Source organism: Aminobacter sp. NyZ550 (assembly GCF_025628925.2).
GTDB classification, from domain to species: Bacteria; Pseudomonadota; Alphaproteobacteria; order Rhizobiales; family Rhizobiaceae; genus Aminobacter; species Aminobacter ciceronei.
This window is the reverse complement of sequence record NZ_CP114190.1, coordinates 4,128,411-4,154,933: the sequence shown is the minus strand read 5'-3', so window position 1 is coordinate 4,154,933 and position 26,523 is coordinate 4,128,411. Positions and strand designations below refer to the sequence as shown.

The 26,523-nt window shown below is 64.7% G+C and carries 19 protein-coding genes; 9 read left to right on the top strand and 10 right to left on the bottom strand.

The features are described from left to right. Positions 1-36 precede the first annotated feature (36 nt). The 6 genes from N7E70_RS20580 to aztA all read right to left on the bottom strand — a co-directional run bounded on the left by N7E70_RS20580 (position 37) and on the right by aztA (position 5,874). A complete protein-coding gene (locus N7E70_RS20580; protein WP_263007459.1) occupies positions 37-375 on the bottom strand; it encodes a TIGR01244 family sulfur transferase in 339 nt (112 codons plus the stop codon). Positions 376-467: 92 nt separating this feature from the next. Then, the gene (zigA, locus tag N7E70_RS20575) at positions 468-1,688 is read right to left on the bottom strand and encodes a zinc metallochaperone GTPase ZigA (RefSeq protein WP_263007458.1); all 1,221 of its coding nucleotides are present in this window, start codon (positions 1,686-1,688) and stop codon (positions 468-470) included. Between the two features lie 149 nt (positions 1,689-1,837). Then, positions 1,838-3,028 (bottom strand): zinc metallochaperone AztD, encoded by a 1,191-nt coding sequence (gene aztD / locus N7E70_RS20570; RefSeq protein ID WP_263007457.1) that lies wholly within the window; start codon positions 3,026-3,028, stop codon positions 1,838-1,840. 136 nt (positions 3,029-3,164) lie between these two features. Beyond that, positions 3,165-4,100: a zinc ABC transporter substrate-binding protein AztC gene (gene aztC, locus N7E70_RS20565; RefSeq protein WP_263007456.1), complete on the bottom strand. Its 936-nt coding sequence runs from the start codon at positions 4,098-4,100 to the stop codon at positions 3,165-3,167. 23 nt (positions 4,101-4,123) lie between these two features. Beyond that, positions 4,124-4,990, bottom strand: a complete 867-nt coding sequence (aztB, locus tag N7E70_RS20560; protein ID WP_154385512.1) for a zinc ABC transporter permease AztB — start codon at positions 4,988-4,990, stop codon at positions 4,124-4,126. An 8-nt stretch (positions 4,991-4,998) separates the two neighbouring features. Next, positions 4,999-5,874 carry a zinc ABC transporter ATP-binding protein AztA gene (gene aztA, locus N7E70_RS20555; RefSeq protein WP_263007455.1) on the bottom strand — a complete coding sequence of 292 codons (876 nt, stop codon included), beginning with the start codon at positions 5,872-5,874 and terminating at the stop codon, positions 4,999-5,001. Positions 5,875-6,067: 193 nt separating this feature from the next. Here aztA and N7E70_RS20550 point away from each other — a divergent pair, with 193 nt between their 5' ends. Continuing rightward, positions 6,068-6,412, top strand: a complete 345-nt coding sequence (locus N7E70_RS20550; protein WP_055979001.1) for a RidA family protein — start codon at positions 6,068-6,070, stop codon at positions 6,410-6,412. Between the two features lie 90 nt (positions 6,413-6,502). On the opposite strand, the gene N7E70_RS20545 is transcribed toward N7E70_RS20550, so the two are convergent. From N7E70_RS20545 to N7E70_RS20530, 4 genes are read right to left on the bottom strand one after another with little or no spacing between them, the layout of a single operon-like run. Then, positions 6,503-6,784: a hypothetical protein gene (locus N7E70_RS20545; RefSeq protein ID WP_263007454.1), complete on the bottom strand. Its 282-nt coding sequence runs from the start codon at positions 6,782-6,784 to the stop codon at positions 6,503-6,505. Further along, positions 6,781-7,230 (bottom strand): hypothetical protein, encoded by a 450-nt coding sequence (locus N7E70_RS20540; RefSeq protein WP_263007453.1) that lies wholly within the window; start codon positions 7,228-7,230, stop codon positions 6,781-6,783. Before N7E70_RS20540 ends, N7E70_RS20545 begins: the two co-directional genes overlap by 4 nt. A gap of 53 nt (positions 7,231-7,283) precedes the next feature. Then, positions 7,284-8,027: a histidine utilization repressor gene (hutC, locus tag N7E70_RS20535; protein WP_263007499.1), complete on the bottom strand. Its 744-nt coding sequence runs from the start codon at positions 8,025-8,027 to the stop codon at positions 7,284-7,286. A gap of 36 nt (positions 8,028-8,063) precedes the next feature. Beyond that, a complete protein-coding gene (locus tag N7E70_RS20530) occupies positions 8,064-9,416 on the bottom strand; it encodes a formimidoylglutamate deiminase (RefSeq protein ID WP_263007452.1) in 1,353 nt (450 codons plus the stop codon). 91 nt (positions 9,417-9,507) lie between these two features. Between N7E70_RS20530 and hutI the strand changes: the two genes are divergently transcribed. The 8 genes from hutI (at position 9,508) to N7E70_RS20490 (ending at position 26,389) form a co-directional block, all read left to right on the top strand. Next, complete coding sequence (hutI, locus tag N7E70_RS20525) at positions 9,508-10,740, top strand: imidazolonepropionase (RefSeq protein WP_182573689.1); 1,233 nt, start codon at positions 9,508-9,510, stop codon at positions 10,738-10,740. Continuing rightward, complete coding sequence (gene hutH, locus N7E70_RS20520; RefSeq protein WP_263007451.1) at positions 10,737-12,281, top strand: histidine ammonia-lyase; 1,545 nt, start codon at positions 10,737-10,739, stop codon at positions 12,279-12,281. The genes hutI and hutH overlap by 4 nt, the downstream gene beginning before the upstream one ends. Further along, on the top strand, positions 12,278-13,105 hold the full coding sequence (hutG, locus tag N7E70_RS20515) for an N-formylglutamate deformylase (protein WP_263007450.1): 828 nt from the start codon (positions 12,278-12,280) through the stop codon (positions 13,103-13,105). The genes hutH and hutG overlap by 4 nt, the downstream gene beginning before the upstream one ends. A gap of 13 nt (positions 13,106-13,118) precedes the next feature. Continuing rightward, positions 13,119-14,792 (top strand): urocanate hydratase, encoded by a 1,674-nt coding sequence (hutU, locus tag N7E70_RS20510; protein WP_263007449.1) that lies wholly within the window; start codon positions 13,119-13,121, stop codon positions 14,790-14,792. A 73-nt stretch (positions 14,793-14,865) separates the two neighbouring features. Then, complete coding sequence (locus tag N7E70_RS20505) at positions 14,866-16,191, top strand: YjiH family protein (RefSeq protein WP_263007448.1); 1,326 nt, start codon at positions 14,866-14,868, stop codon at positions 16,189-16,191. Beyond that, a complete protein-coding gene (locus N7E70_RS20500; protein WP_263007447.1) occupies positions 16,191-16,760 on the top strand; it encodes a HutD/Ves family protein in 570 nt (189 codons plus the stop codon). The genes N7E70_RS20505 and N7E70_RS20500 overlap by 1 nt, the downstream gene beginning before the upstream one ends. Positions 16,761-16,874: 114 nt before the next feature. Then, entirely contained in the window at positions 16,875-17,447 is a 573-nt protein-coding gene (locus N7E70_RS20495) for an NADPH-dependent FMN reductase (RefSeq protein ID WP_067963236.1), read from the top strand. Positions 17,448-17,797: 350 nt separating this feature from the next. Next, complete coding sequence (locus tag N7E70_RS20490) at positions 17,798-26,389, top strand: GH36-type glycosyl hydrolase domain-containing protein (protein ID WP_263007446.1); 8,592 nt, start codon at positions 17,798-17,800, stop codon at positions 26,387-26,389. Positions 26,390-26,523 lie beyond the last annotated feature (134 nt).

Here is a 26,523-nt window from a genome sequence, read left to right as displayed (position 1 = left end):
ACGCGTGCCGGTGACCGCGTCTTGCCGGTTGGCCGGTCAGCCCTTGCTCTGCTGGATCGCCATGTAGAGATTGGTGCAGCGCGTGCCCGAGCGGCAATAGGCGAAAACAGGGCCGTCCATCTCGTCGAGCGCGTCGGCCATGTCGGCAACATTGTCGCCGGTCATGGCGCCGCTGATAACGGGGATGTAGCGGAAGGCCAGGCCGGCGGCTTCGACGGCGGCCTTGACGCTGTCGGCGGAGGGCTGGCCGGGCTGCTCGTTGTCGGGGCGGTTGCAGATGACGCTCTTGAAGCCGGCGGCCTTGATGGCGGCAACTTCGTCGGGAGTGATCTGGCCTGAAACCGAGTAGTCGTCGGTAATCTGACGGTATTCCATCTTCGTCCTCACAGTTTGTTGGCCGCCGCGGCGGCGCGTCGGCGCCAGTCTTGCCACCGCTGGCGCCGCGGGGCAACTCCTGTCCGGCTGTGTCAGGCGGCTGGGCGCTGCCAGGACGGGAAGGGGTCGGCGAGATCGCGCCATTTGCCTGGGGTAAATGACGCTGCGTCGACAAGACAATTGTCGAGTTCGGCGCGGATGCGCACTTCGTTCATCGGATCGCAGCCGATGAAGACGATCTCTTGGCGGCGGTCGCCCCAGACCGGGTCGAGATAGGGCTTCATCGCCTCGTGCCATTCCGGGTGATCGGGCCATTGCCCGCGCGGCACCGCCGACCACCACAGGCCACGCTTGCCGGTGCGCACCAGCGCGCCGGCCTGGCTGATCTCGCCGACGAATTCGGACCTTGTGGCGAGCCAGAAGAAGCCCTTGGCGCGGACGACGCCGGGCCATTGGCGGTTGATGAAGGCGTGCAGCTTCTCAGGGTCGAACGGCCGCCTTTCGCGATAGACGAAGGAGCGGATGCCATATTCCTCGGTTTCAGGGACGTGATCGCCAAAACCGTTCAGCTCCTTGAACCACAAGGGGTGCTGTTCGGCCTTGTCGAAATCGAACAGGCCGGTGCCGAGGACGGCGTCTGTCGGTACGCGGCCGAAATCGGTCTCGACCAGCCGGGCATCCGGGTTGAGGGCGCGGACGATCTTGCGGGCGGCATCGAGGTCGGCGGTGCTTGCTGTCGACGCCTTGTTGAGCACGACGACATCGGCGAATTCGATCTGTTCGACAAGCAGGTCGACCAGGGCACGATCGTCGCCCGTGCCGGCCTGTTCGCCGCGATCCCTGAGGAAATCTGACGACGCATAATCCTTGAGCAAATTGGCGGCGTCGACGACAGTCACCATCGTGTCGAGGCGGGCGACGTCGGACAGGCTTTGGCCGTTTTCGTCGCGGAACTGGAAGGTCGAGGCGACGGGCAGGGGCTCGGAAATGCCTGTCGATTCGATCAGCAGGTAGTCGAAGCGGTTCTGTCCGGCGAGCGCGCGCACCTCCTTGAGCAGATCGTCGCGCAAGGTGCAGCAGATGCAGCCATTGGTCATTTCGACCAGCTGCTCGTCGGTGCGCGACAGCTCGGCGCCGCCGTCGCGAACCAGCGCTGCGTCGATGTTGACTTCGCTCATGTCGTTGACGATGACGGCGACACGCAGGCCGTCGCGGTTGTTGAGGATATGGTTGAGAAGCGTGGTCTTTCCGGCGCCGAGGAAACCGGACAGGACGGTTACGGGCAAAGGTGTTGGCTTGGATCGAACGGGCATGGAGGCGCTCCCTCGGAATTGGCCTGGGTGGGGTCCAGCGGCGCATGCCGCCGGCAAGGACATTGGGGGAAAATCCGGCGGCAAATGCCGCCGGCCGGGGCGTGGGGGAAAAATCCGGCGGCCAGTGCCGCTGGATGGGTGCTTGTCGCTCAGTGCGTCTCGCCGGAGCCGCCGACGGCGACGAGGTTGTAAGGCTTGCCTGCGAGCGCGATGTCGTCTCCTTGCTTGAAGGTTAAGGCATCGACGACATGCAGCACGCTCTTGAGCGGGTCGGAGACGACGATGCGGTTGCCGGCAACCGCAACGCGCGGGCGCGGATCGCTCCAGTGGCCGTCCATCGAGTAGGGCTCGGTCAGCTTCAGCGAGGCGTCGATCTTGCCGGCGACGACGTCGATGCGGTGCAGCTGGCCGTCCTCGGTGAAGACATAGGCGAACTTCGCCCGCACCGGATCGACGCTGAAATGGACCCGGCGCGTCGGCAGCTCGATCAGCCGGAAGGCGTCCTCAGACTTCGGGTCGATCAAAACGACGGCGCTCGGGCCATAATTGCCGAGGAAATATTGCAGGCCGCGGCCGCCGACCAAAGTCGTCGATTTGCCCGCGGGCAAGGCCTTGTCATAAGGCAAAAGCTCGATCTTGCCGTCGCCTGAGGTGATAAGAAGCCCTTCGGCGCAGGCAATGGCCACCAGGTTGCCCGAGGATGCTTCGCCATGCAGGTCGGGGCAGGCATGGATATCGCCGACGGTCGCACCGGCGCGATCGACGACACGAATGCCTGTCGGCAGCTCGTCGGGTTTGTCCGTGTTGGGCTCCGATATCAGCACGTCGTCGCCAAGGGCGATCGCGACGCCATGGTGGGGAGCGTCGGTCACCACCTCGCGGATGGCCGGCTTGCCGTCCAGAATGTCAGCCTCGCGGGTGACGCGCGCCTTGCCTTCGCCGTCGAAGAACAGGGCGATGTCGCCGTCATGGTCGACGAAATGCGACGGCTTCTTGCCCTCGAAGGCGACGTCGAGCAGCCTGGGTGCCTCGACCTTGATGTCGCCGTGGTCGCCATGGTCGCCGAAGGCGATGCCGCTCGACAGCACCGAGATCACGTCGCCCTTGCCTTGCACGGCAAAGATGCTGCGGCCGCTGTCTGAGCGGTAGAGGCTGGTTGGCGCCTTGACGTCGAAGGTTTCGATCGTCTTGCCGGTTTCCATGTCGAGGGCATGGACGACTGAGGCTGCATGGTCGGAGACGAACAGCCGCCATGCCGTCTTTTCCTCTGAAGAGGCGGGGGCGGTGGCGAGGCCGATCAGCATGGCGAGCGCGGATGCCGTGGCGAGCAGGTGTTTCATGATATCCTCATAAATGTTATTACATAACAGAATGTGCGAGAAGAAAAGGCGAGGTTTTGCGCCCCGCCTTCACCAGGCTGGTTGGGTCGTGCGGCAGCCCGATCGCGCGGGCCGCCGGTGCTTCGGACGGGCAGTCCTAGCTGCCGAGGATCGCGCCCTTGATGGTGGCGATATTGGATTTCATCATGTCGATATAGGTTGCAGCAGGGCCGTCGGCCTTGGACAGGGCATCGGAGTAGAGCGTGCCGCCGACCTTGACCCCGGTTTCGGCCGAAATCTGCTCGACAAGGCGCGGATTGGTGATGTTTTCGACGAAGATCGCCGACGCCTTGTCGCCGCGAACCTGCGAGATCAGGGCCGCCACGTCGGCAGCGGAGGCCTCGGCTTCGGTCGAAATGCCTTCGGGGGCCAGGAAGGTCAGGCCATAGGCGTTTTCGAAATAGCCGAAGGCGTCATGCGAGGTGATGACGGTGCGCTTCGCCTCGGGGATCGATGCCACCGCTTCCTTGACCTCGGTCTCGGCCGCGGTGAGTTTGGCCGTATAGGCGTCGGCGTTACTCTTGTAGGCATCGCAACCGGCGGCATCCGCCGCGCAGAAGGCGTCGGCGATGTTCTTCACATAGATCTTGGCATTGGCGATCGACTGGAAGGCGTGCGGGTCGAGGTCGCCGTGATGGTGGTCATCACCGCCTGCCTCAGCGGCGTGCTCATGTTCTTCCTTCATCTTGATCGGCTCAACGCCCTTGGTCAGCTCGACGACCGACGCCTTGGTGGCGCTGGCCTCGACAAGCCGCTGCAGGAAACCCTCGAACTGCAGGCCGTTGACCAGCACGACATCGGCCTTGGACATCTTCACAGCATCGGCGGGCGAAGGTTCATAGACATGGGCGTCGCCGTCGGGGCCGACGAGTGTGGTCAGCTCGATGCGGTCGCCGCCGACATTTCTGGCGAAATCGCCGATGATCGAGAAGCTCGCCACCACTTTCAGCGGTTCGGCTGCGGCCGAAATCGTGGTCAGCGACGTTAATGTTATAACGCTCATAAGCGAGGCGAAGCCAATTGTTCTGAGCATGTGTCTCTCCATGTTGAAGCGGATCAGGCGGTGCGGTGGCGGTGGCGGCGCAGCTTGGTGTTGAAGACGCCGCGTGTGCCGAAAAGGATGGAGGCGAGATAGATCGCGCCTGAAGAGAGGATGATGGCCGGGCCCGAGGGCAGGGAGGCGTGGTAGGACACCAGCAGGCCGGCGATGCAGGAGATGGCGCCGAAGCCGAAGGCGAGCGCGCACATCGGCTCGACGCGCGCCGTCCAGAAGCGTGCGGCAGCCGCCGGCAACATCATCAGCCCGACCGAAAGAAGCGTGCCGAGCGCCTGGAAGCCGCCGACGAGATTGAGCACCACGAGGCCAAGAAAGATGAAATGGACAGGCGTGCCGAGCCGGCTGACCGAGCGCAGAAACAGCGGATCGAGGCATTCGGCGACGAGTGCGCGCCAGAAGATGGCGAGCGTCAAAAGCGTCAGGCCCGATATCAGCGCGATCAGCGTCAGCGCGTCGTCATTAAGCGCCAGCACGGTGCCGAACAGCACATGCATCAGGTCGACGCTCGAGCCGCGCAGCGACACGATCAGCACGCCGAGCGCCAGCGAGATCAGGTAGAAGGCGGCCATCGAAGCGTCTTCGCGCTGCACGGTGAAGCGTGACACAGCACCTGCGCCGAGCGCCACGATGACGCCGGCGATCAGCCCGCCAATGGTCATCGGCACGATCTGCAGGCCATAAAGCAGGAAGCCGGCGGCAGCACCGGGCAGGATGGCGTGCGCCATGGCATCGCCGGTCAGGCTCATGCGCCGCAGCATCAGGAAGACGCCGACCGGGCAGGCGCCCAGCGCCAGCATCAGCGAGCCGGCCAGCGCGCGCTGCATGAAGCCGAATTCGACGAAAGGAGCGATCAGGAACTCATACATGGCGAAGGTCACGCTGCCCGGGGGCCGGATTCATGGTCGGGACGATCGTGGACCTCGCCGTGATCGTGATGGTGATGCCCGTCATGTCCCTCTGTGTGGGAATGCGCGTGGTCATGTCCATGAGCGTGGGAATGCGCATGGCCGTGCCCGTCGTCCGGCTCGCACCAGGGCGCATCGTCATGCCAGGCCTCGTCGAAACGGCGCGCCTTGAGCAGGTTTTCCGGGCGCAGCACCTCGCGCGTTTCGCCCCAGGCGACCGGCCGGCGGGCCAGAAGCAGCGTGTGCGGGAAATGTGCGCGCACCAGTTCGAGGTCGTGGGCGACGACCAGCACCGTGCGGCTTTCGCCATGCCAGCGCTGGATCAGCTGGATCAGGTCGCCGACAGTCTTGGCGTCGACCGCGTTGAACGGTTCGTCGAGCAGGATCAGATCGGCATCCTGCACCAGCACACGGGCAAACAGCGCGCGCTGCAGCTGGCCGCCCGACAGCGTGTCGATGGCGCGCTTTTCGAAACCTTCGAGGCCAACCGCCATCAGCGCCTTGGAGACGGCATCGCGGTCTTCCGTGGAATAGCGGCCAAGCAGGCCGCGCCTCGGCCAGAGACCGAGCGAGACGAGATCGACGACGCGGGCTGGGAAGCTGCGGTCGAGTTCGGACTGCTGCGGCAGATAGGCGACGCGTTTGCCCGGTGTGACGGTGCAGATGCCGGCCATCGGCTTCAGCACGCCAACGATGCCCTTCATCAAAGTGGATTTGCCCGAGCCATTGGCGCCGATCACCGCGGTCAGCGATCCCGAGGGGATCGAGCCGCTGAGATGGTGCACTGCCGGATGGCTGTTGTAGCCAAGCGTCAGGTCCTTGAATGTCAGGCAGGCGTCGGTCATCGGCTTCATGCTTAACGGCAGCGAACTGACCCTTGGATATGTGATGTTATTACATTAGTCAACGAGGTCGGGCGACAAAGCGGTGGATCGGTGCGGCAAAGCCGCTGGCCCACGCAAATCGACCGCTGCGGCCTTGCCGGGGGAGGTGGCAAAATCTAAGAAGGCGCCACCCCTAACGGAAGGAGACCCACCCATGAGCGTTCGTCGTATCGATGTCGGCCCCCGCATGAGCCAGATCGTCATCCACAACAACACCGTTTACCTGGCTGGCCAGGTCGGCGCCCCGGGCGAAAGCGTTGCCGCGCAGACCAAGGCCATTCTGGCCGAGATCGACGCGCTGCTCGCCAAGGCCGGCACCGACAAGACCAAGATCCTGCAGGCGATCATCTGGCTCGACGACATGTCGACCTTCGCCGAGATGAACTCGGTCTGGGACGGCTGGGTGCCGCAGGGCAACACGCCGGCGCGCGCCACCGGCGAAGCCAAGCTGGCCGGTCCGGAATACAAGGTCGAGATCATCGTCACCGCCGCTGCATAAGCGACGCGTTTCGGCCCCAAGACAAAAAAGCGCCGCGTATTCCTGGGGATGCGCGGCGTTTTTGATTCTGCACCCAGCGACCCGGACAGACTAGCGGTGTCTGGCGAACAGCGCGCGCTGAGCCTGGTTGACTGAACCATCGTCCCAATCGACTTCGCGCTTCAACAACGGCAGATGGTCTCGCCGATGCTCATTGTCGTAAAACAGGGTGCCATGAATTCCCATGGCATCGCGCTTCAGCACGGGACGGCTCCACAGCTTGGCCAGGACCGAGCCTGCGGCCTCGGCGCGTAGCCACTCGCTATCATAAAACGGCGAGGTCGTTCGCTGCTCTACTTGCTCTAGCTGCCGTTCGCGTCTGGCTGCCATCATTCACCGGAACGGTCCGAAAGCCATGATGTAATCGTAGCGTCCCCCGTTCGGACGTCTTTGTAGGTCGAGCTGATCTTACTCAGCACCGTCTCATCGTCCGTATCGATCTCGTAGAACGTACTGTCGACGGCTCGGATCGTAACCCATGCCTTGTCTGACTGCATCGGTCCCGAGCCGACGAACTCGCCCCAGATAACCTGCTGCGTCTTCTCGGCCAAGGCTGCTAGGTCGGAGCCTGAAAGGCGGGCCTTGTCCTGGGCCAACTCCTCCAGCTGCTCGCCGCCTTCACCTGTGGCCTCGAACCATTCGTGCCCATGTTTGGACGACTTGACGGTCGTGACTATCCAATTTGCCTCCAAAGACCGAGGTGCCAAAAGCCGCAGTAAGTCTCTGAGATCGAGAGCGAGGACGTGATGCTTGAGATCGTAAATCCTAAGTGTCGCCATGGCATCCCCTAACGCTGTGGATCGCACCGGCAACAGCACTGTATCAACAGATCCTAGCCGTCGGACGGCGTGAAGCGCGCCACCACGGCATGCGCATTGGCCGGATAGGTGAAGCGCACATGGGTGACCGGGCGCTCCGCGCTCCAGGTCCGCCTTTCGATGATCAGGCAGGGCGCGCCGCTGGCGAGGCCAAGGTCGGCGGCCGTCTCGCCATCGGCGGAGGCGGCGCGAATGACATGTTCGGCAGCACTCCACGGCACCTGTCCGATCAGCCACGGCCCGGGCGCCGATTTGCGAAACTCCTGATCGGCGGCTTCGGGCACGGCGGCGAGGCTGATCAGCCGGTCCTCGACGCAGAATGGACGCACCCCGGCATAATGCAGGCACTGCAAGGCCAGGACCTGGCCTGCGGTCGACGGGCTGGGGCCGAGCCTGTCGCGGTCGACACTGGTGGCGCGCCGCTTGGTCTGGGCCATCAGCTCATAGCGGTAGGGCAGGCCGAGCGCTTCGACCTCGACACGGATGTCGTGGATTTCGAGCACTGCGGCCTGCGATTGCGGCCGGCGCACGAAGCTGCCGGAACGGCGCCGCCTTTCGATCAGCCCGGCCTTGGCGAGCTGCGACAGCGCCTTGTTCACGGTCATGCGCGAGCAGCCATATTGTTCGGTCAGCTCGTGTTCGAACGGAATGCGGTAGCCGGGCTCCCATTCGCCCGAGACGATGCGGTCCCTGATGTCGTTGAGAATGCGCTGGTAGAGCGATGTCGATGCGTCGCCGCCAACCGTCTCTTCAACCATCTCCGCTATCGAATCGGACACCCCAGTCTCCCTTTCTTACGCCGCCGTCAGTTCCATCATCACGTTACGAAACCGGGCCGCAATAGCATCCCTGCGGAAATGTGCGCCATCAGTCACGACTTTGCGGCCATTTGCCCAGACACAGTCGACTTTGCCGCCTGAGGCAAAGATCCAGGCATCGAGAATGGCGTCGTCCGATTTGCCGGCAAGCGTCGGGTGGTCGGGCGCGAGCGAGATGAAATCGGCGGCAGCGCCGACGCCAAGTCCCGCCGTGCCCGCGCCGAGCGCCTGCGCGCCGCCGCCAAGTGCGGCATCGAACAAGGCGCGGCCGGTCGACTGGCCCGAGGTGGCGAGCACGTTGCGGGCGCGATGGGCGAGGCGCTGCGAATATTCGAGCATCCTGAGTTCGCCACTGAGGCCGATCTCGACATTCGAATCCGAGCCGACGCCATATGTGCCGCCATGTTCTGTAAACAGCGGTGCCGCAAAGACGCCGTCGCCGAGATTGGCCTCGGTGATCGGGCACAGGCCGGCGACCGCGCCCGACCGCGCCATGGCGATCGTCTCGGCCTCGGTCATGTGGGTGGCGTGGATCAGGCACCAGCGCCTGTCGACATCGGCGTGGCGCAGCAGCCATTCGACCGGCCGGGCGCCCGACCAGGCGACGCAGTCCTCGACCTCCTTGACCTGTTCGGCGATGTGGATGTGGATTGGCCCTGACGTCAGCGCCGTGACGGCTGCCAGTTCGTCAGGCGTTGCGGCGCGCAGGCTGTGCGGCGCAAGGCCGAGAACCGCACCGTCGATGCCCTTCAGCGCTTCGCCGCAGCTCTCAAAAAGCCTGGCGAAGCGATTCGTATCGTTGATGAATCGGCGCTGGCCGTCATTGGCGGGCGCACCGCCGAAGCCGGAATGGGCATAGAACACCGGCAGCAAGGTCAGCCCGATGCCGGTGTCGACGGAGGCCGCGGCAATGCGTTCGGCCATCTCGGCGATGTTGGCATAGGGGCTGCCGTCGCGGTCGTGATGGAGATAGTGGAACTCGCCGACGCGGGAGAAACCGGCCTCCAGCATTTCGACATAGAGCTGGGCTGCGACCGCCTCGACCTGCTCCGGTGTCATCGACAGCGCGAAGCGGTACATCACCTCCCGCCAGGACCAGAAGCTGTCCGACGACGGCCCGCGGATTTCGGCGAGGCCGGCCATGCCGCGCTGGAAGGCATGGTTGTGCAGATTGGGCATGCCGGGCAGGACAATGGCGTGGCGCTCGTCGCCGGGCTGAGCGGCCGTGCCTGTTTCCACCGTCGCGATGCGGCCGCCGGCCAATGTCATCCGCACGTTGCGTTGCCAGCCGTCGGCCAGCAGCGCCTGTTCCGCAAAGATCGTCGCCACCAGAATCTCCTCACCTTTCATGTGCACGATAGCACTTGCATCGCCTTTCTGATATGTATATACATAATCGCAGTTGGAGGAAACGAAAAAGATGATGGCTGGCAACCAATCAGCGACATCGGCAAGAATCTGGCGCAATGCGCGGCTGGCGACGCTGGCTGAAGCTGCCACCGGCCTTGGCATTGTCGAAAACGGTGCGATTGCCGCCCATGACGGCCGCATCGTCTTTGCTGGCCCGGAAGCCGACATGCCCCAGGCTCTGCGCGACGGTGCCGACCTCATCGACTGCGAGGGGCGCTGGATCACGCCGGGCCTGATCGACTGCCACACCCATCTCGTCCATGCCGGCAACCGCGCCAACGAGTTCGAGATGCGGCTGGCGGGTGCGACCTATGAAGAGGTGGCGCGGGCAGGGGGCGGCATCGTCTCGTCGGTCAAGGCGCTGCGCGCGGCGAGCCAGTCCGATCTGGTGGCCCAGACCTTGCCGCGCCTCGATGCGCTGGTTTCAGAAGGTGTCACCACCGTCGAAGTCAAGTCGGGCTACGGTCTCGACCTCGACAACGAAGCCAAGTCGCTGCGCGCCGCAAGGCTGCTGGCCGAACTGCGGCCGGTGACCGTGCGCACCACGTTCCTCGGGGCGCACGCGCTGCCGCCGGAAGCCAACGGCGACAAGGACGCCTATATCGACCTCGTTGCCGGCCCGATGCTTGACAGGATCGCGGCCGAGGGCCTTGCCGACGCCGTCGACGGCTTCTGCGAGGGCATCGCATTCTCGACCGCGCAGATCACGCGTGTCTTCGACGCCGCGCGCGCCAAGGGCCTGCCGGTCAAGCTCCATGCCGACCAGCTGTCCAATCTCGGCGGTGCGACCCTTGCCGCACATTATGGTGCGCTGTCGGCCGACCATCTCGAATACACCGATGACGCCGGTGCCACCGCAATGGCTGCGGCAGGCACGGTCGCCGTCATCCTGCCCGGCGCCTTCTATTTCATCCGCGAGACCAAAAAGCCGCCGGTCGAGCTGTTCCGCCGCCACGGCGTCAGGATGGCGGTTGCCACCGACAACAATCCCGGCACCTCGCCGCTGACCTCGCTGCTTCTGACCATGAACATGGCAGCGACCCTGTTTGCCATGACGGTCGAGGAATGCCTCGCCGGCACCACCCGCGAGGCCGCCCGCGCGCTCGGGCTGCTCACCGAGACCGGCACGCTCGAAAAAGGAAAATGGGCCGATCTCGCCATCTGGGACATCGAAAGCCCGGCCGAACTTGTCTATCGCATGGGGTTCAACCCGCTCCATGCCCGTATCTGGAGGGGAAAATGACCACGCTTGTATTGAACCCCGGCAATGCCACGCTTGCCGACTGGCGCGCCATCTATCGCGGCGCCGTTCCTGAACTCGATCCGGCCTGTCGCCCCGGGATCAAGGCCAGCGCCGAGACGGTGGCGCGGATCGTTGCCAAGGGCGAGCCGGTCTATGGCATCAACACCGGCTTCGGCAAGCTCGCCAGCGTCCGCATCCCGGCCAACGACCTCGAAACGCTCCAGCGCAACATCGTGCTCAGCCATGCCGCCGGCGTCGGCGAGGCGATGCCGGTTGCCGTGACCCGCCTGATGATGGCGCTCAAGCTCGCCAGCCTGGCGCAGGGCGCCTCCGGCGTGCGCGAACAGACCATCGACCTGTTGCAGCAGATGCTCGCCAAGGGCGTCATTCCGGTCGTGCCGGCGCAAGGGTCGGTCGGCGCCTCGGGCGACCTGGCGCCGCTGTCGCATATGACCGCAACCATGATCGGCGTCGGCGACTGCCACACCCCGCATGGCATCGTGCCGGCCAAGGTCGCTTTCGTTACCCACGAACTCAAGCCGATCACCCTGGGCGCCAAGGAAGGCCTGGCGCTGCTCAACGGCACCCAGTTCTCGACCGCTTACGGGCTCGCCGCTCTGTTTGAGGCGGAAAACCTCTATCATTCGGCGCTGGTGTCAGGCGCGCTGTCGACCGATGCCGCCAAGGGCTCGGATGCGCCGTTCGACCCGCGCATCCATGTCCTGCGCAAGCACCGCGGCCAGATCGAGACGGCTGAGACGCTGCGCAATCTGATGGCCGGCAGCGCTATTCGCGAAAGCCACCGCATCGGCGACGAGCGTGTCCAGGATCCGTACTGCCTGCGCTGCCAACCGCAGGTCATGGGTGCTGCCCTGACCTTGTTGCGCCAGGCCGCCGACACGCTCGGCACCGAGGCCAACGGCGTCACCGACAATCCGCTGATCTTCACCGAGGACGACACCGCGCTGTCAGGCGGCAATTTCCACGCCGAGCCGGTGGCATTTGCCGCCGACATGATCGCCCTTGCCGTCTGCGAGATCGGCTCGCTGTCGGAACGCCGCATCGCCATGCTGGTCGATCCGGCCCTGTCGGGCATGCCGGCGTTCCTGACGCCGAAGCCCGGCCTCAACTCCGGCTTCATGATCCCACAGGTCACCGCCGCTGCCCTGGTCTCCGAGAACAAGCAGAAGGCCTATCCGGCCAGCGTCGATTCGATCCCGACTTCGGCCAACCAGGAAGACCACGTCTCGATGGCCGCCCATGGCGCCCGCCGGCTGCTCGGCATGATCGAAAACGCCAATGGCGTGCTCGGCATCGAGCTGCTTGCCGCGGCCCAGGGCTGCGACTTCCATGCGCCGCTGGCCTCGAGTTCGGCGCTCGAGGCCGTGCGCAAGCTCGTTCGTGCCCAGATTCCGCATCTTGACGACGACCGCCATTTCCATCCCGACATGGAAAAGGCCATCGCCCTTGTCCGCAGCGGCGCCATCGTCCAGGCGATCGCCGGCGTCGGCCTGCCCGAGATCTCGGGTGGCGAAAGATGAGCGGCGCGCCCTGGTTGACGGTCCAGCGTGGCGACGCCCCGCTGCTCGTCAGCATCCCCCACACCGGCATAGACCTTGCCGGGTTGGACGATCTCTTCGTCTCGCGCTGGCTGGCGCGGCGCGACACCGACTGGTGGATCGAGCAGCTTTATGATTTTGCCGCCGGCCTCGGTGCAACGGTGGTGCGCACCACGGTGTCGCGCTCGATCATCGACGTCAACCGCGACCCCTCAGGCGCCTCGCTCTATCCCGGCCAGGCGACGACCGAACTCTGCCCGACCACGACCTTCGACGGCGAGGCGCTCTATATCGAAGGGCAGGTGCCCGACGAGGCCGAAGTCTCAAGGCGTCGCGCGACCTATTACGATCCGTATCATGCCGCACTCGAGGCTGAGATCGTTCGCCTCAGGGCGCTGCATCCCGTGATCGTGCTCTATGACTGCCACTCGATCCGCTCGGTCATCCCCAGGCTGTTTGAAGGCAAGCTGCCTTTGTTCAACCTCGGCACCAATTCCGGCAACAGTGCCGATCCGGTTCTGCAGGAACAGGTCGCGGCACTGATGGCGGCGAGCGGCAGGCCCTGGGTGGTCAATGGCCGCTTCAAGGGCGGATGGATCACCCGCCGGCACGGCCAGCCGGAGCAGGGCGTCCATGCCTTGCAGATGGAACTGTCCTGCCGCGGCTACATGCTCGAGCCGACAGGCAAGGTCGAGCCTGCCAACTGGCCGACCCGCTACGACCCCGAATTCGCCGCGCCGATGCGTGCGACGCTGACAAAAATCCTTGAAACCGCGCTCGCCTGGGCGAGCAGCCGCCACTCCTAGGGAGGTTTTCGCAATGACCCAACATTCCCGCATCGACAATGCCCGCGTCATCCGCGCCGCCACCGGTACCGAGCTCACCGCCAAGAGCTGGCTCACCGAAGCGCCGCTGCGCATGCTGATGAACAATCTCGACCCGATCGTCGCGGAAAAGCCGGGCGAGCTGGTCGTTTATGGCGGCATCGGCCGTGCTGCCCGCGACTGGGACAGCTATGACCGCATCGTGGCTGCCCTGCGCAAGCTCGAAGCCGACGAGACGCTGCTGATCCAGTCGGGCAAGCCGGTCGGCGTGTTCCGCACCCACAAGGATGCGCCGCGCGTGCTGCTCGCCAACTCCAATCTGGTGCCGCACTGGGCCAATTGGGACCATTTCAACGCCCTCGATAAGAAGGGCCTGATGATGTACGGCCAGATGACTGCGGGATCGTGGATCTATATCGGCAGCCAGGGCATCGTTCAGGGCACCTACGAGACCTTCGTCGAGATGGGCCGCCAGCATTTCGGCGGCGACCTCGCCGGCCGCTGGATTCTGACCGCCGGCCTCGGCGGCATGGGCGGCGCCCAGCCGCTGGCCGCGACCATGGCCGGTGCTGCCTGCCTCGCCATCGAGTGCCAGGCGAGCCGCATCGAGATGCGCCTCAAGACAGGTTACGTCGACGTCCAGGCCAAGGATCTCGACGACGCGCTCGCCATCATCGACAGGGCCTGCAAGGACAAGAAGGCGATTTCGGTCGCACTTCTCGGCAATGCCGCCGAAATCCTGCCGGAGTTGGTCAAGCGCGGCGTCAAGCCGGACGCGGTCACCGACCAGACCTCGGCGCATGACCCTGTCAACGGCTACCTGCCGATCGGCTGGACCGTTGCCGAATGGGAAGACAAGCGTGAGCGCGACCCCAAGGCGGTCGAAAAGGCGGCGCGTGCCTCGATGGCCGTGCATGTCAAGGCGATGCTCGACTTCCACAAGATGGGCATCCCGACCGTCGACTACGGCAACAACATCCGCCAGGTCGCCAAGGAAGAGGGCGTCGAAAACGCCTTCGATTTCCCCGGCTTCGTGCCGGCCTACATCAGGCCGCTGTTTTGCCGCGGCATCGGTCCGTTCCGCTGGGCAGCCCTCTCCGGAGATCCGGAGGACATCTACAAGACCGACGCCAAGGTGAAGGAACTGCTGCCCGACAACAAGCACCTGCACAATTGGCTCGACATGGCAGCCAAGCGCATCCATTTCCAGGGCTTGGCGGCGCGCATCTGCTGGGTCGGCCTCGGCGACCGCCACCGCCTCGGCCTCGCCTTCAACGAGATGGTCGCCAAGGGTGAGCTCAAGGCGCCCGTCGTCATCGGCCGCGATCATCTCGACTCCGGCTCGGTCGCGTCACCGAACCGCGAAACCGAGGCGATGAAGGACGGCTCGGACGCCGTCTCCGACTGGCCGCTGCTGAACGCGCTGCTCAACACCGCCTCGGGCGCCACCTGGGTGTCGCTGCACCATGGCGGCGGCGTCGGCATGGGCTTCTCCCAGCATTCGGGCGTGGTCATCTGCGCCGACGGCACCGAGGACGCCGCCCGCCGGCTGGAGCGCGTGTTGTGGAACGACCCGGCGACGGGTGTCATGCGCCATGCCGATGCCGGCTACGACATCGCGCTCGACTGCGCCAGGGACAAGGGCCTCAACCTGCCCGGCATCCTTTGAAACTGATCGACCTTGCGAGGCGGCACCCAGTGCCGCCTCGCTTCTTTTTGGGCTTACTGGGAGGAGGACCCTCATGACCGATATCACCAGCCATGAAGGCGGATCGCGGGCCGGCGCCGGCCTGAAGCTTGTGCTTTTCAGCCTCATTGGCATCATCTTCTTTTTCGTACCGGTCACGATCGGCACAAAATCCACCATCCTCCTTGATCATGCCGCGACCGCGCTGGCAGTCCAGTTGCGCCCCGTGGCGGTTGCCTTCGTCTGCCTTCTGATAGCCTATGGCGCCATCGGCCCGTTCGTCCGCGGTTCCTGGAACAGGAACGTCACCGAAGCGATCTTTTCGGCCTTGCGTGTCCTCGGGCTCGGGCTCTCGGTCATGTATCTCACCGGGGTCGGGCCGGAAACTTTCTTTGCCCCCGACATGTTGCCCTTCCTGTTCGACAAGCTGGTGCTCTCGGTCGGGTTGATCGTGCCGATCGGCGCTTTGGCGCTCGCTTTCCTCGTCGGTTACGGCCTGCTGGAGTTCACCGGAGTGCTTGTGCAACCGGTCATGCGGCCGGTCTGGCGGACGCCGGGCTGGTCGGCCATCGATGCCGTTGCGTCCTTTGTCGGCAGCTATTCGCTGGCGCTGCTGATCACCGACCGTGTCTTCAAGGAAGGAAAATACACCGTCCGCGAGGCGGTGATCATTGCAACCGGCTTCTCGACCGTTTCAGCAACCTTTATGATCATCGTCGCCAAGACCCTCGGCCTGATGGGCAGCTGGAACCTCTACTTCTGGACCACCTTCGTCGTGACGTTCGTCGTTTCGGCAATCACCGCCCGAATCTGGCCGATCACCGGCAAGGATCATCCCGCCGACCGCGACCAGCCGCTGCCGGCCGGAAAGTCCCGCATCCAGACGGCGATCGATGTCGGTCTCGACCAGGCCCAGGCGGCTCCGCCGCTGCACGCGCTGCTGCGCGACACCTTCGTTGACGGCCTGCGCATGGCATCGATAATCCTTCCCAGCATCATGGCGGTCGGGCTTCTCGGCCTGCTGGCGGCCAAATACACGCCGATCTTCGACATACTGGGTCTGGCGCTGTATCCATTCACCTGGCTGGCGCAGTTTAACGATCCGATGCTTGCCGCAAAGTCGCTGGCTTCCGGTCTGGCGGAAATGTTCCTGCCGGCGATCCTGCTGAAAGAAGCCGATCTCGGGCTGAGGTTCGTTGCCGCGGTCGTGTCGGTCAGCCAGGTGCTGTTTTTGTCGGCATCGATCCCGTGCGTGCTGGCGACGTCCATCCCCCTGTCTTTCCGGGACCTGATCATCATCTGGTATATCCGCACCGCTCTCAGCATTCTGGTCACCGCTCCGATCGCCTGGCTGGCGATCAGCATGGGCTGGCTGGCGTAATGGCAGCGCGCATCATCCGTCACGCCGACTGCCGCCCCATGCCGTGGAAGAACGGCGGCGGCGTGACGACCGAAATCCTGGCCTGGCCGCCTGCGGCCGGGCTCGACGCCTTCGACTGGCGCATCTCGATGGCGCAGGTCGCCGGCGGCGGGCCGTTTTCGGTCTTTGCCGGCATCGACCGGACGCTGACCGTTCTGTCGGGCACGATGCAGCTTGCCGCGGGCGATGCCGCACCGGTGGCGTTGTCTCCGCAGTCGCAGCCTTACGCTTTCCCAGGCGATGTCGGCACCGAGGCCGTGCTCACCGATGGGCCGGTGCTCGACTTCAACGTCATGACCCGGCGCGACCGTGTCAGCCATGCTGTCGAGCGGCTGGAATTTTCGGACCCGGGCGAAATCGCCCTGGGGCAGGGCATCAGCCTGGTCTTCGTCGCATCAGGTGCGGCGCGCATCGGCAGCGAAGCGGTCGCGGCCTTCGATACGCTCTATTCAGATGACGGGCCGGCCAGCTTGACGGTCGCGCCGAACGGGCCGGCATCGCTGCTCAAGGTCTCCATTCGCCTGATATAACAGGGCAATCTCCAAAATCGTCGTGACATCGGCGCGGAACTGGCAAACACTCCCCTGGGGGACGGGTGGGTCAGGCCGGCGATCCAGATCGCGCGGCGCAGTGGAGTATGTGCCATGGACACCTACAAGGTCGGCTATTTCGTCGGCAGCCTTGCCACAGCGTCGATCAACCGCAAGCTCGCCAAGGCGCTGGTCCGGCTCGCGCCCAAGCACCTCGAAATGGAAGAGATCCCGTTTCGCGACCTGCCGCTCTACAGCTATGACTACGACGCCGACTTTCCGCCGCCGGCGCGCGCCTTCAAGAAGGCACTGGCCGGCGTCGATGCCGTGCTGTTTGTCACGCCCGAATACAACCGCTCGATCCCCGGCGGCCTCAAGAACGCCATCGACTGGGCGAGCCGGCCTTACGGCACCAATTCCTTCACCCGCAAACCGTCTGCTGTCATCGGCACCTCGCCCGGCGCGATCGGCACCGCTGTCGCCCAGCAAAGCCTGCGCAGCGTGCTGAGTTTCTGCAACTCGCCGCAGATGAACGCGCCCGAAGCCTACATCCAGTTCAAGCCAGGACTGATCACCGACGAGGGCGAGGTGACAAATGAAGGCACCGCCGAATTCCTCAAGAACTACATGGCCGAATTCCATGCCTTCGTGGTCAGGGTCTACACCGTGTTGCCCCGCGGCGGCTGAGTGGCGGCTGAGCGGTTCGAAGCCCGTTTGGCCACGGTGGTGGCCTGAAATTCGGCTGAAGAAATGCCGGTGTTGCGAAGGTTGACGCGCAGCGCCTGAAATATGGCAAAGATTCATCATGCGAACACGAAAAAGCCCCAATCCTTGCGTTCCGCTCGCGGCCCTGCACTGCTATGAGGCGCGGAGGGAGATTGGCGGCGCCGACGCCATATTTTCACTCCATCCAGGTGCAAGAGCGCTCAATCGACCTGTTGGTTGCATGCAACCAATTCTTGTTTGAAACGGTTTATGTGGCAGGTCCGCGACGCCGGCAGGCGCTGCGGACTTTCTGTCAAACGGAAATGCTGTAGATGAATATTCAGACCGACCCGCGCCGGATCAAAGACGTAGTGCCGAGTTTTCCGGCCGTGGCCGAACAGCCGATCAGGGCGACGGTGCTGCATGAGGACCGGCTGCGCGCGACGGGCGAAAGCATGGCCCGCAAGGAGCTGCGCTCCTATTTCGGTCTCGAAGCCTTCGACTTCCACGCCCGCATCCGCGAGAGCGCCAAGAAGATCCTCCAGGTCTATCGCGACACCAATGCCGCGCAGGGCAGGGGCGAGCCGATCACGCCGGCGGCGCAATGGCTGCTCGACAACAACTATCTCGTCGAAGAGACCATCTACCAGGTCAAGCGCGACCTGCCCAAGCGCTTCTACCGCGAACTGCCGACGATCGATCTCGGCAACGGCCAGTCGGTGCCGCGCGCGCTGGCCATCGCCTGGGTCTATGTCGCCCATTCCGACAGCACCGTTTCGGCGCATATGTTCAAGGCGATCGTCGAGGGTTACCAGGCCGTCGAGCCGCTGCATATCGGCGAGCTCTGGGCGCTGCCGTCGCTGCTGCGTTTCGTTCTGGTCGAGAATCTGCGCCGCATCGCCGTCCGCGTGAACCGCGCCCGCGAAATGCGCGCAATCGCCAACGACGTCGCCGACCGCCTGCAGAGCGTGCAGGAGCAGGACGACGGCCTGGCCCTGCTCAGGGCCTATGCTGCCCACGCCCGCGACACGACCTTTGCGACGCAGCTGCTCTATCGCTTGCGCGACGGTTCGCAGAACGCCGGCAAGGCGTTGATCTGGCTTGAGAACGAGCTCGAGAAGTCGGGCAGCGACGCCGAAGAGATCATCATCGGCGAGCACCACACGTTGTCTTCCGGCAACGTCACGACCGGCAACATCATTCGTGGCCTGCGCCTGATCAATGACCAGGACTGGACGGTCTGGTTCGAGGATGTCAGCCGCGTCGACACGCTGCTGCGCGAGCGCACCAATTTTGCCGAACTCGACTTCGCCTCGCGCGACCAGTATCGCACCGCAATCGAGGAACTGGCGCGCCATTCCAAGCTGTCGGAATTCCAGGTCGCCGAACAGGCGACCGACTTTGCAAGTAAGGAAGTCGCCGAACAGGCGACCGATTTTGCGCTCAAGGAAGCGCCTGCTTCATCAGAGGATCCTTCGGGTCTGCAGAAGGAACGCTCCGACGTCGGTTTCTTCCTCGTCGGTCCGCGCCGGCAGGAGCTGGAACAGTCGATCGGTTACCGCCCGACCATCGGACGCATCGTCAACCGCGCCTTCCGCAAGACCAACTGGCTCGGCATTGCCCTCCCGGTCTTTGCCCTGACCGTTCTGCTGCTTCTGCTGGCTGGTAACGCGCTGGCTGCGCTGGGCCTGCCGACGGCGGCGGTGGTGGTGATGCTGGTGCTGTTTTCGGTTCCGGCCAGCGAGGGTGCGCTCGCCTTCTTCAACACCATCGTGCTGAAGTTTCTCGAGCCGACCCGCCTGATCGGCTACGAGTTCAAGGACGGGGTGCCGGCGGAAGCCCGGACATTGGTGGTGGTGCCGTCGCTGATCGGCTCGCGCGACGATGTCGAGGAGAACATCCGCAACATCGAGATCCATCACCTCGCCAACATGTCGGGCGAGATCCATTTCGCCGTGCTCTCCGATTGGCCCGACAGCCAGGCCGAAATCTCCGTCGGCGACCGCGAGATCTATGACTATGCCCGTCGCGAGATCGCCAGGCTCAACCAGCGTTATCCCAGCGAGGGTGCTGCGCGTTTCTACCTGCTGCACCGCCGCCGGCTGTTCAACCCGTCGCAGGGCTGCTGGATGGGCTGGGAGCGCAAGCGTGGCAAGCTGCACGAGCTGAACCTTTTGCTGCGCGGCGACGGCGACACCACCTTCCTGCCGACCGATACGCCGCTGCCTGACAATGTCGTTCACGTCGTCACCCTCGACGCCGACACGCGCATGACGCGCGGCGTGGTCACCAAGCTGGTCGGCAAGATGTGCCACCCGCTCAACCGGCCGGAGTTCGACGCAGAGAAGCGCCTGGTGACCTCAGGCTACGCCATCCTGCAGCCGCGCGTGACGCCGTCGCTGACGACGGGCGACGAAGCCTCGTTCTTCCAGCGCGTGTTTTCAGCCCATCGCGGCCTCGACCCTTACGTCTTTGCCGTGTCCGATCTCTACCAGGACGTCTTCGGCGAAGGCACCTTCACCGGCAAGGGCCTCTACCATGTCGACGCGATGGAAGCCGCGCTCAAGGGGCGCATCGCCGAAAACACCATCCTGTCCCACGATTTGCTCGAAGGCGCGCTCGCCCGCTCGGCACTGGTCACCGACGTCGAGGTGGTCGAGGACTATCCGACCCGCTACTCGGTCGACGCTTCGCGCCAGCATCGCTGGGCGCGTGGCGACTGGCAACTGCTCGGCTACATCTTCGACCCGAAGTCGGGCGTGCCGGCGCTGTCGCGCTGGAAGATGGTCGACAATCTCAGGCGCTCGCTGACGCCGATCTTCTGGGTCATGGCGGCGATTGCCGGTTGGACGCTGCTGCCCTTCACCCAGGCCGCGCAATGGCAGGCGCTGCTGATCCTCAGCCTGTTCATGGCGCCGACCTTCGACATCATCGATGCCATCCTGCCCAAGAACCGCGAAGCGACCCCGCGCGGCCATTTCAGCGCGCTCGGCCGCGACCTTGCCTTCGGCACCGCGATGGTGGCGCTCAAGGTCGTGTTGATGGCGCATCTGGCCTGGATGATGGGCGATGCGATCATCCGCACGCTCTATCGCCTGTTCGTCAGCCGCGAGAACCTTCTGGAATGGCGCACCGCCTCGCAGGCGCACAAGTCCGGCGGCAACGACCTCGCTGCCTATTACCGCATGATGTATGGCGCGGTGATCATCGCCGCCGTCGGCCTGGTCCTGCCTGTGATGACGGATTCGACCGGCGCCTTCGTTGCCTTCGCCTTCGCCATCTTCTGGGCCGGTTCGCCGGCTTTTGCCTGGCTGATCAGCCGCTCGGCCGAAACCGAAGACCGGCTGCATGTCGCGCCCTGGGACGTCCACACCCTGCGCACCGTGGCACGCCGCACCTGGCACTATTTCGAGACCTTCGTCACGGCGGAGCAGAACTTCCTGCCGCCTGACAATTTCCAGGAAAACCCGACCGGCGTGATTGCCACGCGCACCTCGCCGACCAATATCGGCGTGTATTTGCTGTCGGTCGTCTCGGCCCGCGACTTCGGCTGGATCAGCCTGGCGGACGCGGTGTCGCGCATCGACGCCACCGTCTCGACCATCGAAAAGATGGAGCGCTACCGCGGCCATCTCTACAACTGGTACGACACGACGAACCTCAGGCCGCTCTATCCGCTCTATGTCTCGAGTGTCGACAGCGGCAATCTCGCCGGCCATCTCGTGGCGGTTGCCGCCGCCTGTTCGGAATGGGCCGAGGCGCCCTCGGTCCATCTGCAGGGCGATTTCGAGGGCATTCTCGACATCGTTTCGATCATCGAGGAGAGCGTCGCCGACCTGCCTGACGACCGCCGCCAGCTGAGGCCGCTGCGCCAGCGCCTGATCGACCGCATCGACGGCATGCGCCGGGCCGTGGAAACCATCAAGTCGCAGCCGGAAATGGCCTCGATCCGCACCATCAACCTGGCCGTCTTGTCAGGCGAAATCCGCAAGCTGGCGGGCGCGATCCACACCGAAGCGGCCTCGACCAAGAGCGAAGTGCTGGCCGACTGGGCGAGGACGCTGGAAGTCACCTGCGAGGCGCATGTGCATGACGCGCACAGCGATGACCAGGCGGTCGCGGCCCTGCGCAGCAAGCTGATGGAACTGCGCGAACGCACCCGCAAATTCGCCTTCGAGATGAATTTCTCGTTCCTGATGCGCAACGAGCGCAAGCTTCTGTCCATCGGCTACCGCGTCGAGGAGCACCAGCTCGACGAAAGCTGCTACGACCTGCTTGCCTCCGAAGCACGGCTGACCAGCCTGTTCGGCATCGCCAAGGGCGACATCTCGACCGAGCATTGGTTCCGCCTCGGCCGTCCGATCGTCGAGATCGGCTTCCAGGGCGCGCTGATGTCGTGGTCGGGCTCGATGTTCGAGTATCTGATGCCGCCGCTGGTGATGAAGGAGCCGCAGGGCGGCATCCTCAACCAGACCAACAAGCTGATCGTCCACCGGCAGATCCAGTATGGCCGCTCGAAAGGCATTCCGTGGGGCATCTCGGAGGCTGCCTATAACGGCCGCGACCGCGAACTGACCTACCAGTACACCAATTTCGGCGTGCCGGGGCTTGGCCTCAAGCGCGGCCTTGGCCAGAACACCGTCATCGCGCCTTATGCGACGGTGCTTGCGGCACAGTTTCTGCCAAGCGAGGCGACGGCCAATCTCAGGCGCCTGCGCAAGCTCGGCGCGCTTGGCCGCTACGGCTATTACGACGCCGTCGACTACACGCCGCAGCGTGTGCCCGAAGGCACCGACCACGCCGTCGTCTACAACTACATGGCCCATCACCAGGGCATGTCGATCGTGGCGATTGCCAATGCGATTTTCGAAGGCCGCATGCGCGACCGCTTCCACAGCGATCCGGTGATCGAGGCGGCTGAACTTTTGCTGCAGGAAAAGGCGCCGCGCGACATTCCCGTCGCCACCGTCCGCACCGAGGTGGCCGAACACACCAAGGACGAGACCGCCGATCACAGCGCCGATACGCGCCTGGTGCTCAATCCGATGCGCGCCCTGCGGTCGACCAACCTGATGTCGAATGGCCGCTACTCGGTCATGGTGACGGCGACAGGCTCGGGCTACAGCCGCTGGAACGACATGGCGATCACGCGCTGGCAGCCGGATCCGACCGAGGACCGGCTCGGCACCTATCTGTTCCTGCGCGACACCGAGACAGGCGACTGGTGGTCGGCGACGTCGGAGCCGAAGCGCGCCACCGGCGAGCAGACCCAGACCCTGTTCTGCGACGACAAGGCGAGCTTCATCAAGACGGTCGGCACGCTGCGCAGCGAGGTCGAATGCATCGTCGTCTCCGAAGGCAATGGCGAGGCGCGCAAGGTCACCATCTGGAACGACTCGGCCGTCGACCGCCACATCGAGGTGACCTCGTTTGCAGAGCTGGTTCTGGCGCCGGAGGCCAATGACAACGCCCATCCGGCGTTCTCGAAAATGTTCGTCGAGACCGAAATCACCCACAATGGCAGCGCCATATTGGCGACGCGGCGCACCCGCGCCGCCAACGAGCCGTCTGTCGTTGCGGCGCATTTCGTCACCGATCAGTCGGGCTTCGTGCGCGACACCGAGGCCGAGACCGACCGCCGCGCCTTCATCGGCCGTGGCCGCACGATATCAGATCCGGCGGCGTTCGATCCGGGCGCCAAGCTGTCGGGCAGCGCCGGCTTCACGCTCGATCCGGTGGCGGCCCTGCGCCGCCGCGTCCGCGTGCCGGCCAACAAGAAGGTGACGCTGACCTATTGGACCATCGTCGGCTCGACCCGCGAAGAGGTCGAAGAGACTGTCGCCAAGCTCGACCACCCCGAAGGCTTCCAGCGCCAGGCCATGCTGTCCTGGACCCGCTCGCAGGTGCAGACGCGCCATCTCGGCCTCAACCTGGCTGACGCCGCAAACGTCCAGAAGCTGGCCCGCTTCCTGATCTATCCCGATCCGTTCCTGCGCCTGTCGGCGGATGCCATCGCCTCCGGCCTCGGCCGGCAGTCGGCGCTGTGGCCGATGGCGATCTCGGGCGACTTCCCGATCCTGGCGATCCGGATCGGCGACGTCGCCGATATCGAGATCGTCGCCCAGGCGCTGCGCTTCCAGGAATATATGCGCGCCCGCGGCCTCCTCGCCGATCTCGTCATCGTCAACGAGCAGGCCTCGTCCTATGTCCAGGACCTGCAGCAGGCGATCGAGCATCTGTGCGAGAACAGCCGCCTGCGCGGCAAGGAACTCGGGCCGCGCCAGCATATCTTCGCCGTCCGCCGCGACCTGATGGACGAGGCGTCCTATCGCACGCTGCTGGCCGTCGCACGCGTTTGCCTGCACACCCGCAACGGCACGATCTTCGACCAGATCGAGCGTGCCGAGGCGGCAGCCCTTGCGGCCCGCGACGCATTGACCGCTGCACAGGCGACCGACCGGCCGGAAACTTCGGCGCTGCAGACCTCGCCGTTGCGCAGCGCCCGCAGGAGCGGCGGTGACGGCCTGTCCTATTGGAACGGTTTCGGCGGCTTCGACGCCAATGGCCGCGACTATGTCGTGCGCCTCAATGGCGCCCGGTCGACGCCGCAGCCCTGGATCAACGTCATCGCCAATGGCGGTTTCGGCTTCCACGCTTCGGCGGAAGGCGCTGCCTTCACCTGGAGCCGCAACAGCCGCGACTACCAGCTGACGCCATGGTCGAACGATCCGGTCACCAACCGGCCGGGCGAGGCGATCTATGTCTTCGACCGCGCCAACGGCAGGACCTGTTCGCCGATTGCAGCGGTGGCGCGTGACGCGGGCGCCAGCTACGAAGCCCGTCACGGCCAGGGTTTCTCGACCTTCCGCTCCAAGCGCGGCACTTTGGCCACTGAACTCACGCATCTCGTCGATCCGAACGATCCGGTGCGCATTTCCAGGCTGAAGATCGAGAACTCCGGCGCGGTGCCGGCCAAGCTCAAGGTCTACGCCTATGCCGAGTGGGTGCTGGGCAACAGTCGGGCCAGGACAGCGCCCAACATCGTGCCGTCGCTCGACGAGGCGACGGGCGCGCTGTTCGCCCGCAACAGCTACGGCCTCGATTTCGGCGAGCGTGTCGCCTTCATGGCGATGGACGGCAAGACCAACTCGGTCACCTCGGATCGCCACGAGTTCATCGGCTTGGGCGGCACCGTCGAGGCGCCGCGCGCCGTGACCCTCGGCGCCGATCTGACCGGCCGCGTCGAGGCGGGTGTCGATCCCTGTGCTGCGATCTCGAGGGATGTCGAGGTGCCTGCCGGCGGCTCGATCTCCCTGCTCTGGCTGCTCGGCGATGCCGGTTCGGACGAGGAGGCGAGCGCGCTGGTCGCCCACCACCTCAAGGTCGATTTCGAACAGAGGCTGGCCGACAATGAGCGCAACTGGCGTTCGTTCCTCGGCACCATCGAGGTCGAGACGCCCGACAAGGCGCTCGACGCCATGGTCAACAACTGGCTGCCTTACCAGAGCCTGGCCTGCCGCATCCGTGCACGCTCGGCCTTCTACCAGGCCAGCGGCGCCTTCGGCTTCCGCGACCAGCTGCAGGACACGCTGGCGCTGCTGATGCACGACGCAAGCCTTGCCCGTGCGCAGATCCTGAACGCTGCCGGCCGGCAGTTTGCCGAAGGCGACGTGCAGCATTGGTGGCTGCCGCGCACCGGCGCCGGCGTGCGCACCATGATCTCCGACGACGTCGTCTGGCTGGCGAGTGCCACCGCGCGTTATGTCACGGTGACCGGCGATGCGGCGATCCTCAACGAGCAACTGCCCTTCATCGAGGGCCCGCAGCTCAATCCGGGCGAGCACGACGCCTTCTTCACGCCGGAGCCGTCCAAGAAGAAGGCCTCGCTCTACGAGCACTGTGCCCGCGCGCTCGACCTCGCCATCAAGCGGACGGCCAAGAACGGCCTGCCGCTGATCCTCGGCGGCGACTGGAACGACGGCATGAACCGCGTCGGCGAGGAGGGCAAGGGCGACAGCGTCTGGCTCGGCTGGTTCCTATTGCGGACGCTGGGCGAGTTCGCCCCGCTGGCCAAGGCCGAGGGCGATACAAAACGCGCCAACGCCTGGGACAAGCATGCCACGGCATTGAAGCGCGCGCTGGAGAATGCGGCCTGGGACGGTGAATGGTACCGTCGCGGCAGCTTCGACGACGGCACGCCGCTCGGCTCGCGCAACTCCGATGAATGCAAGATCGACTCGATCGCGCAGTCGTGGAGCGTCATTTCGGGCGAGGGCGATCCGGCACGTTCGCGCACGGCGATGGCACAGGCGACCAAAATGCTGGTCGATGACGAGCTGAAGCTGATCAAGCTGTTCACCCCGCCATTTTCCGAAACCGACAAGGAGCCGGGCTACATCAAGTCCTATCCGCCTGGCGTGCGGGAAAATGGCGGTCAGTACACCCATGCCGCGACCTGGTTTGTCATTGCCTTGGCGGAAATGGGGCAGGTCGACGAGGCCTATCGCTGCTTCTCGATGCTCAACCCGGTCAACCATGCGCTCGACGAGGCGGCGGCCGAGACCTACAGGGTCGAACCCTATGTGGTGGCAGCCGACGTCTATGCCGACGCCTCCAAGGCGGGCCGCGGCGGTTGGACCTGGTACACAGGTTCGGCAGGCTGGCTCTATCGCGCGGCGGTCGAAAGCATCCTCGGCATCAGCCAGCGTGGCAACAGGCTCGTCGTGGCACCAGCCATTCCCAGGCATTGGGAAGGTTATTCGGCGACGCTCCGTTTGGGTGGTGCCGTCTACAGGTTGCGTGTGGTGAGGGACAAAGCCGCTAAAGCTGCGAAAGCAGAGGTCGATGGCGTGAAGGGCAAGGACGCGTCCTTTGCCATGCGCGACAGCGGCGAAGTCGACGTTGTGATCCGCATCCCGGCCTAGCCGGGATGCCCCTGCGTCAACTTGGTTGCCGGCTTTGTCATCATTTTGCCGCAACGATGCCTTTTTTCGTTAAATCTCAATTCCTTATCGGATCACAGCAGATTACCGGCCGTAGCCATGTGTTGTTCGATTTT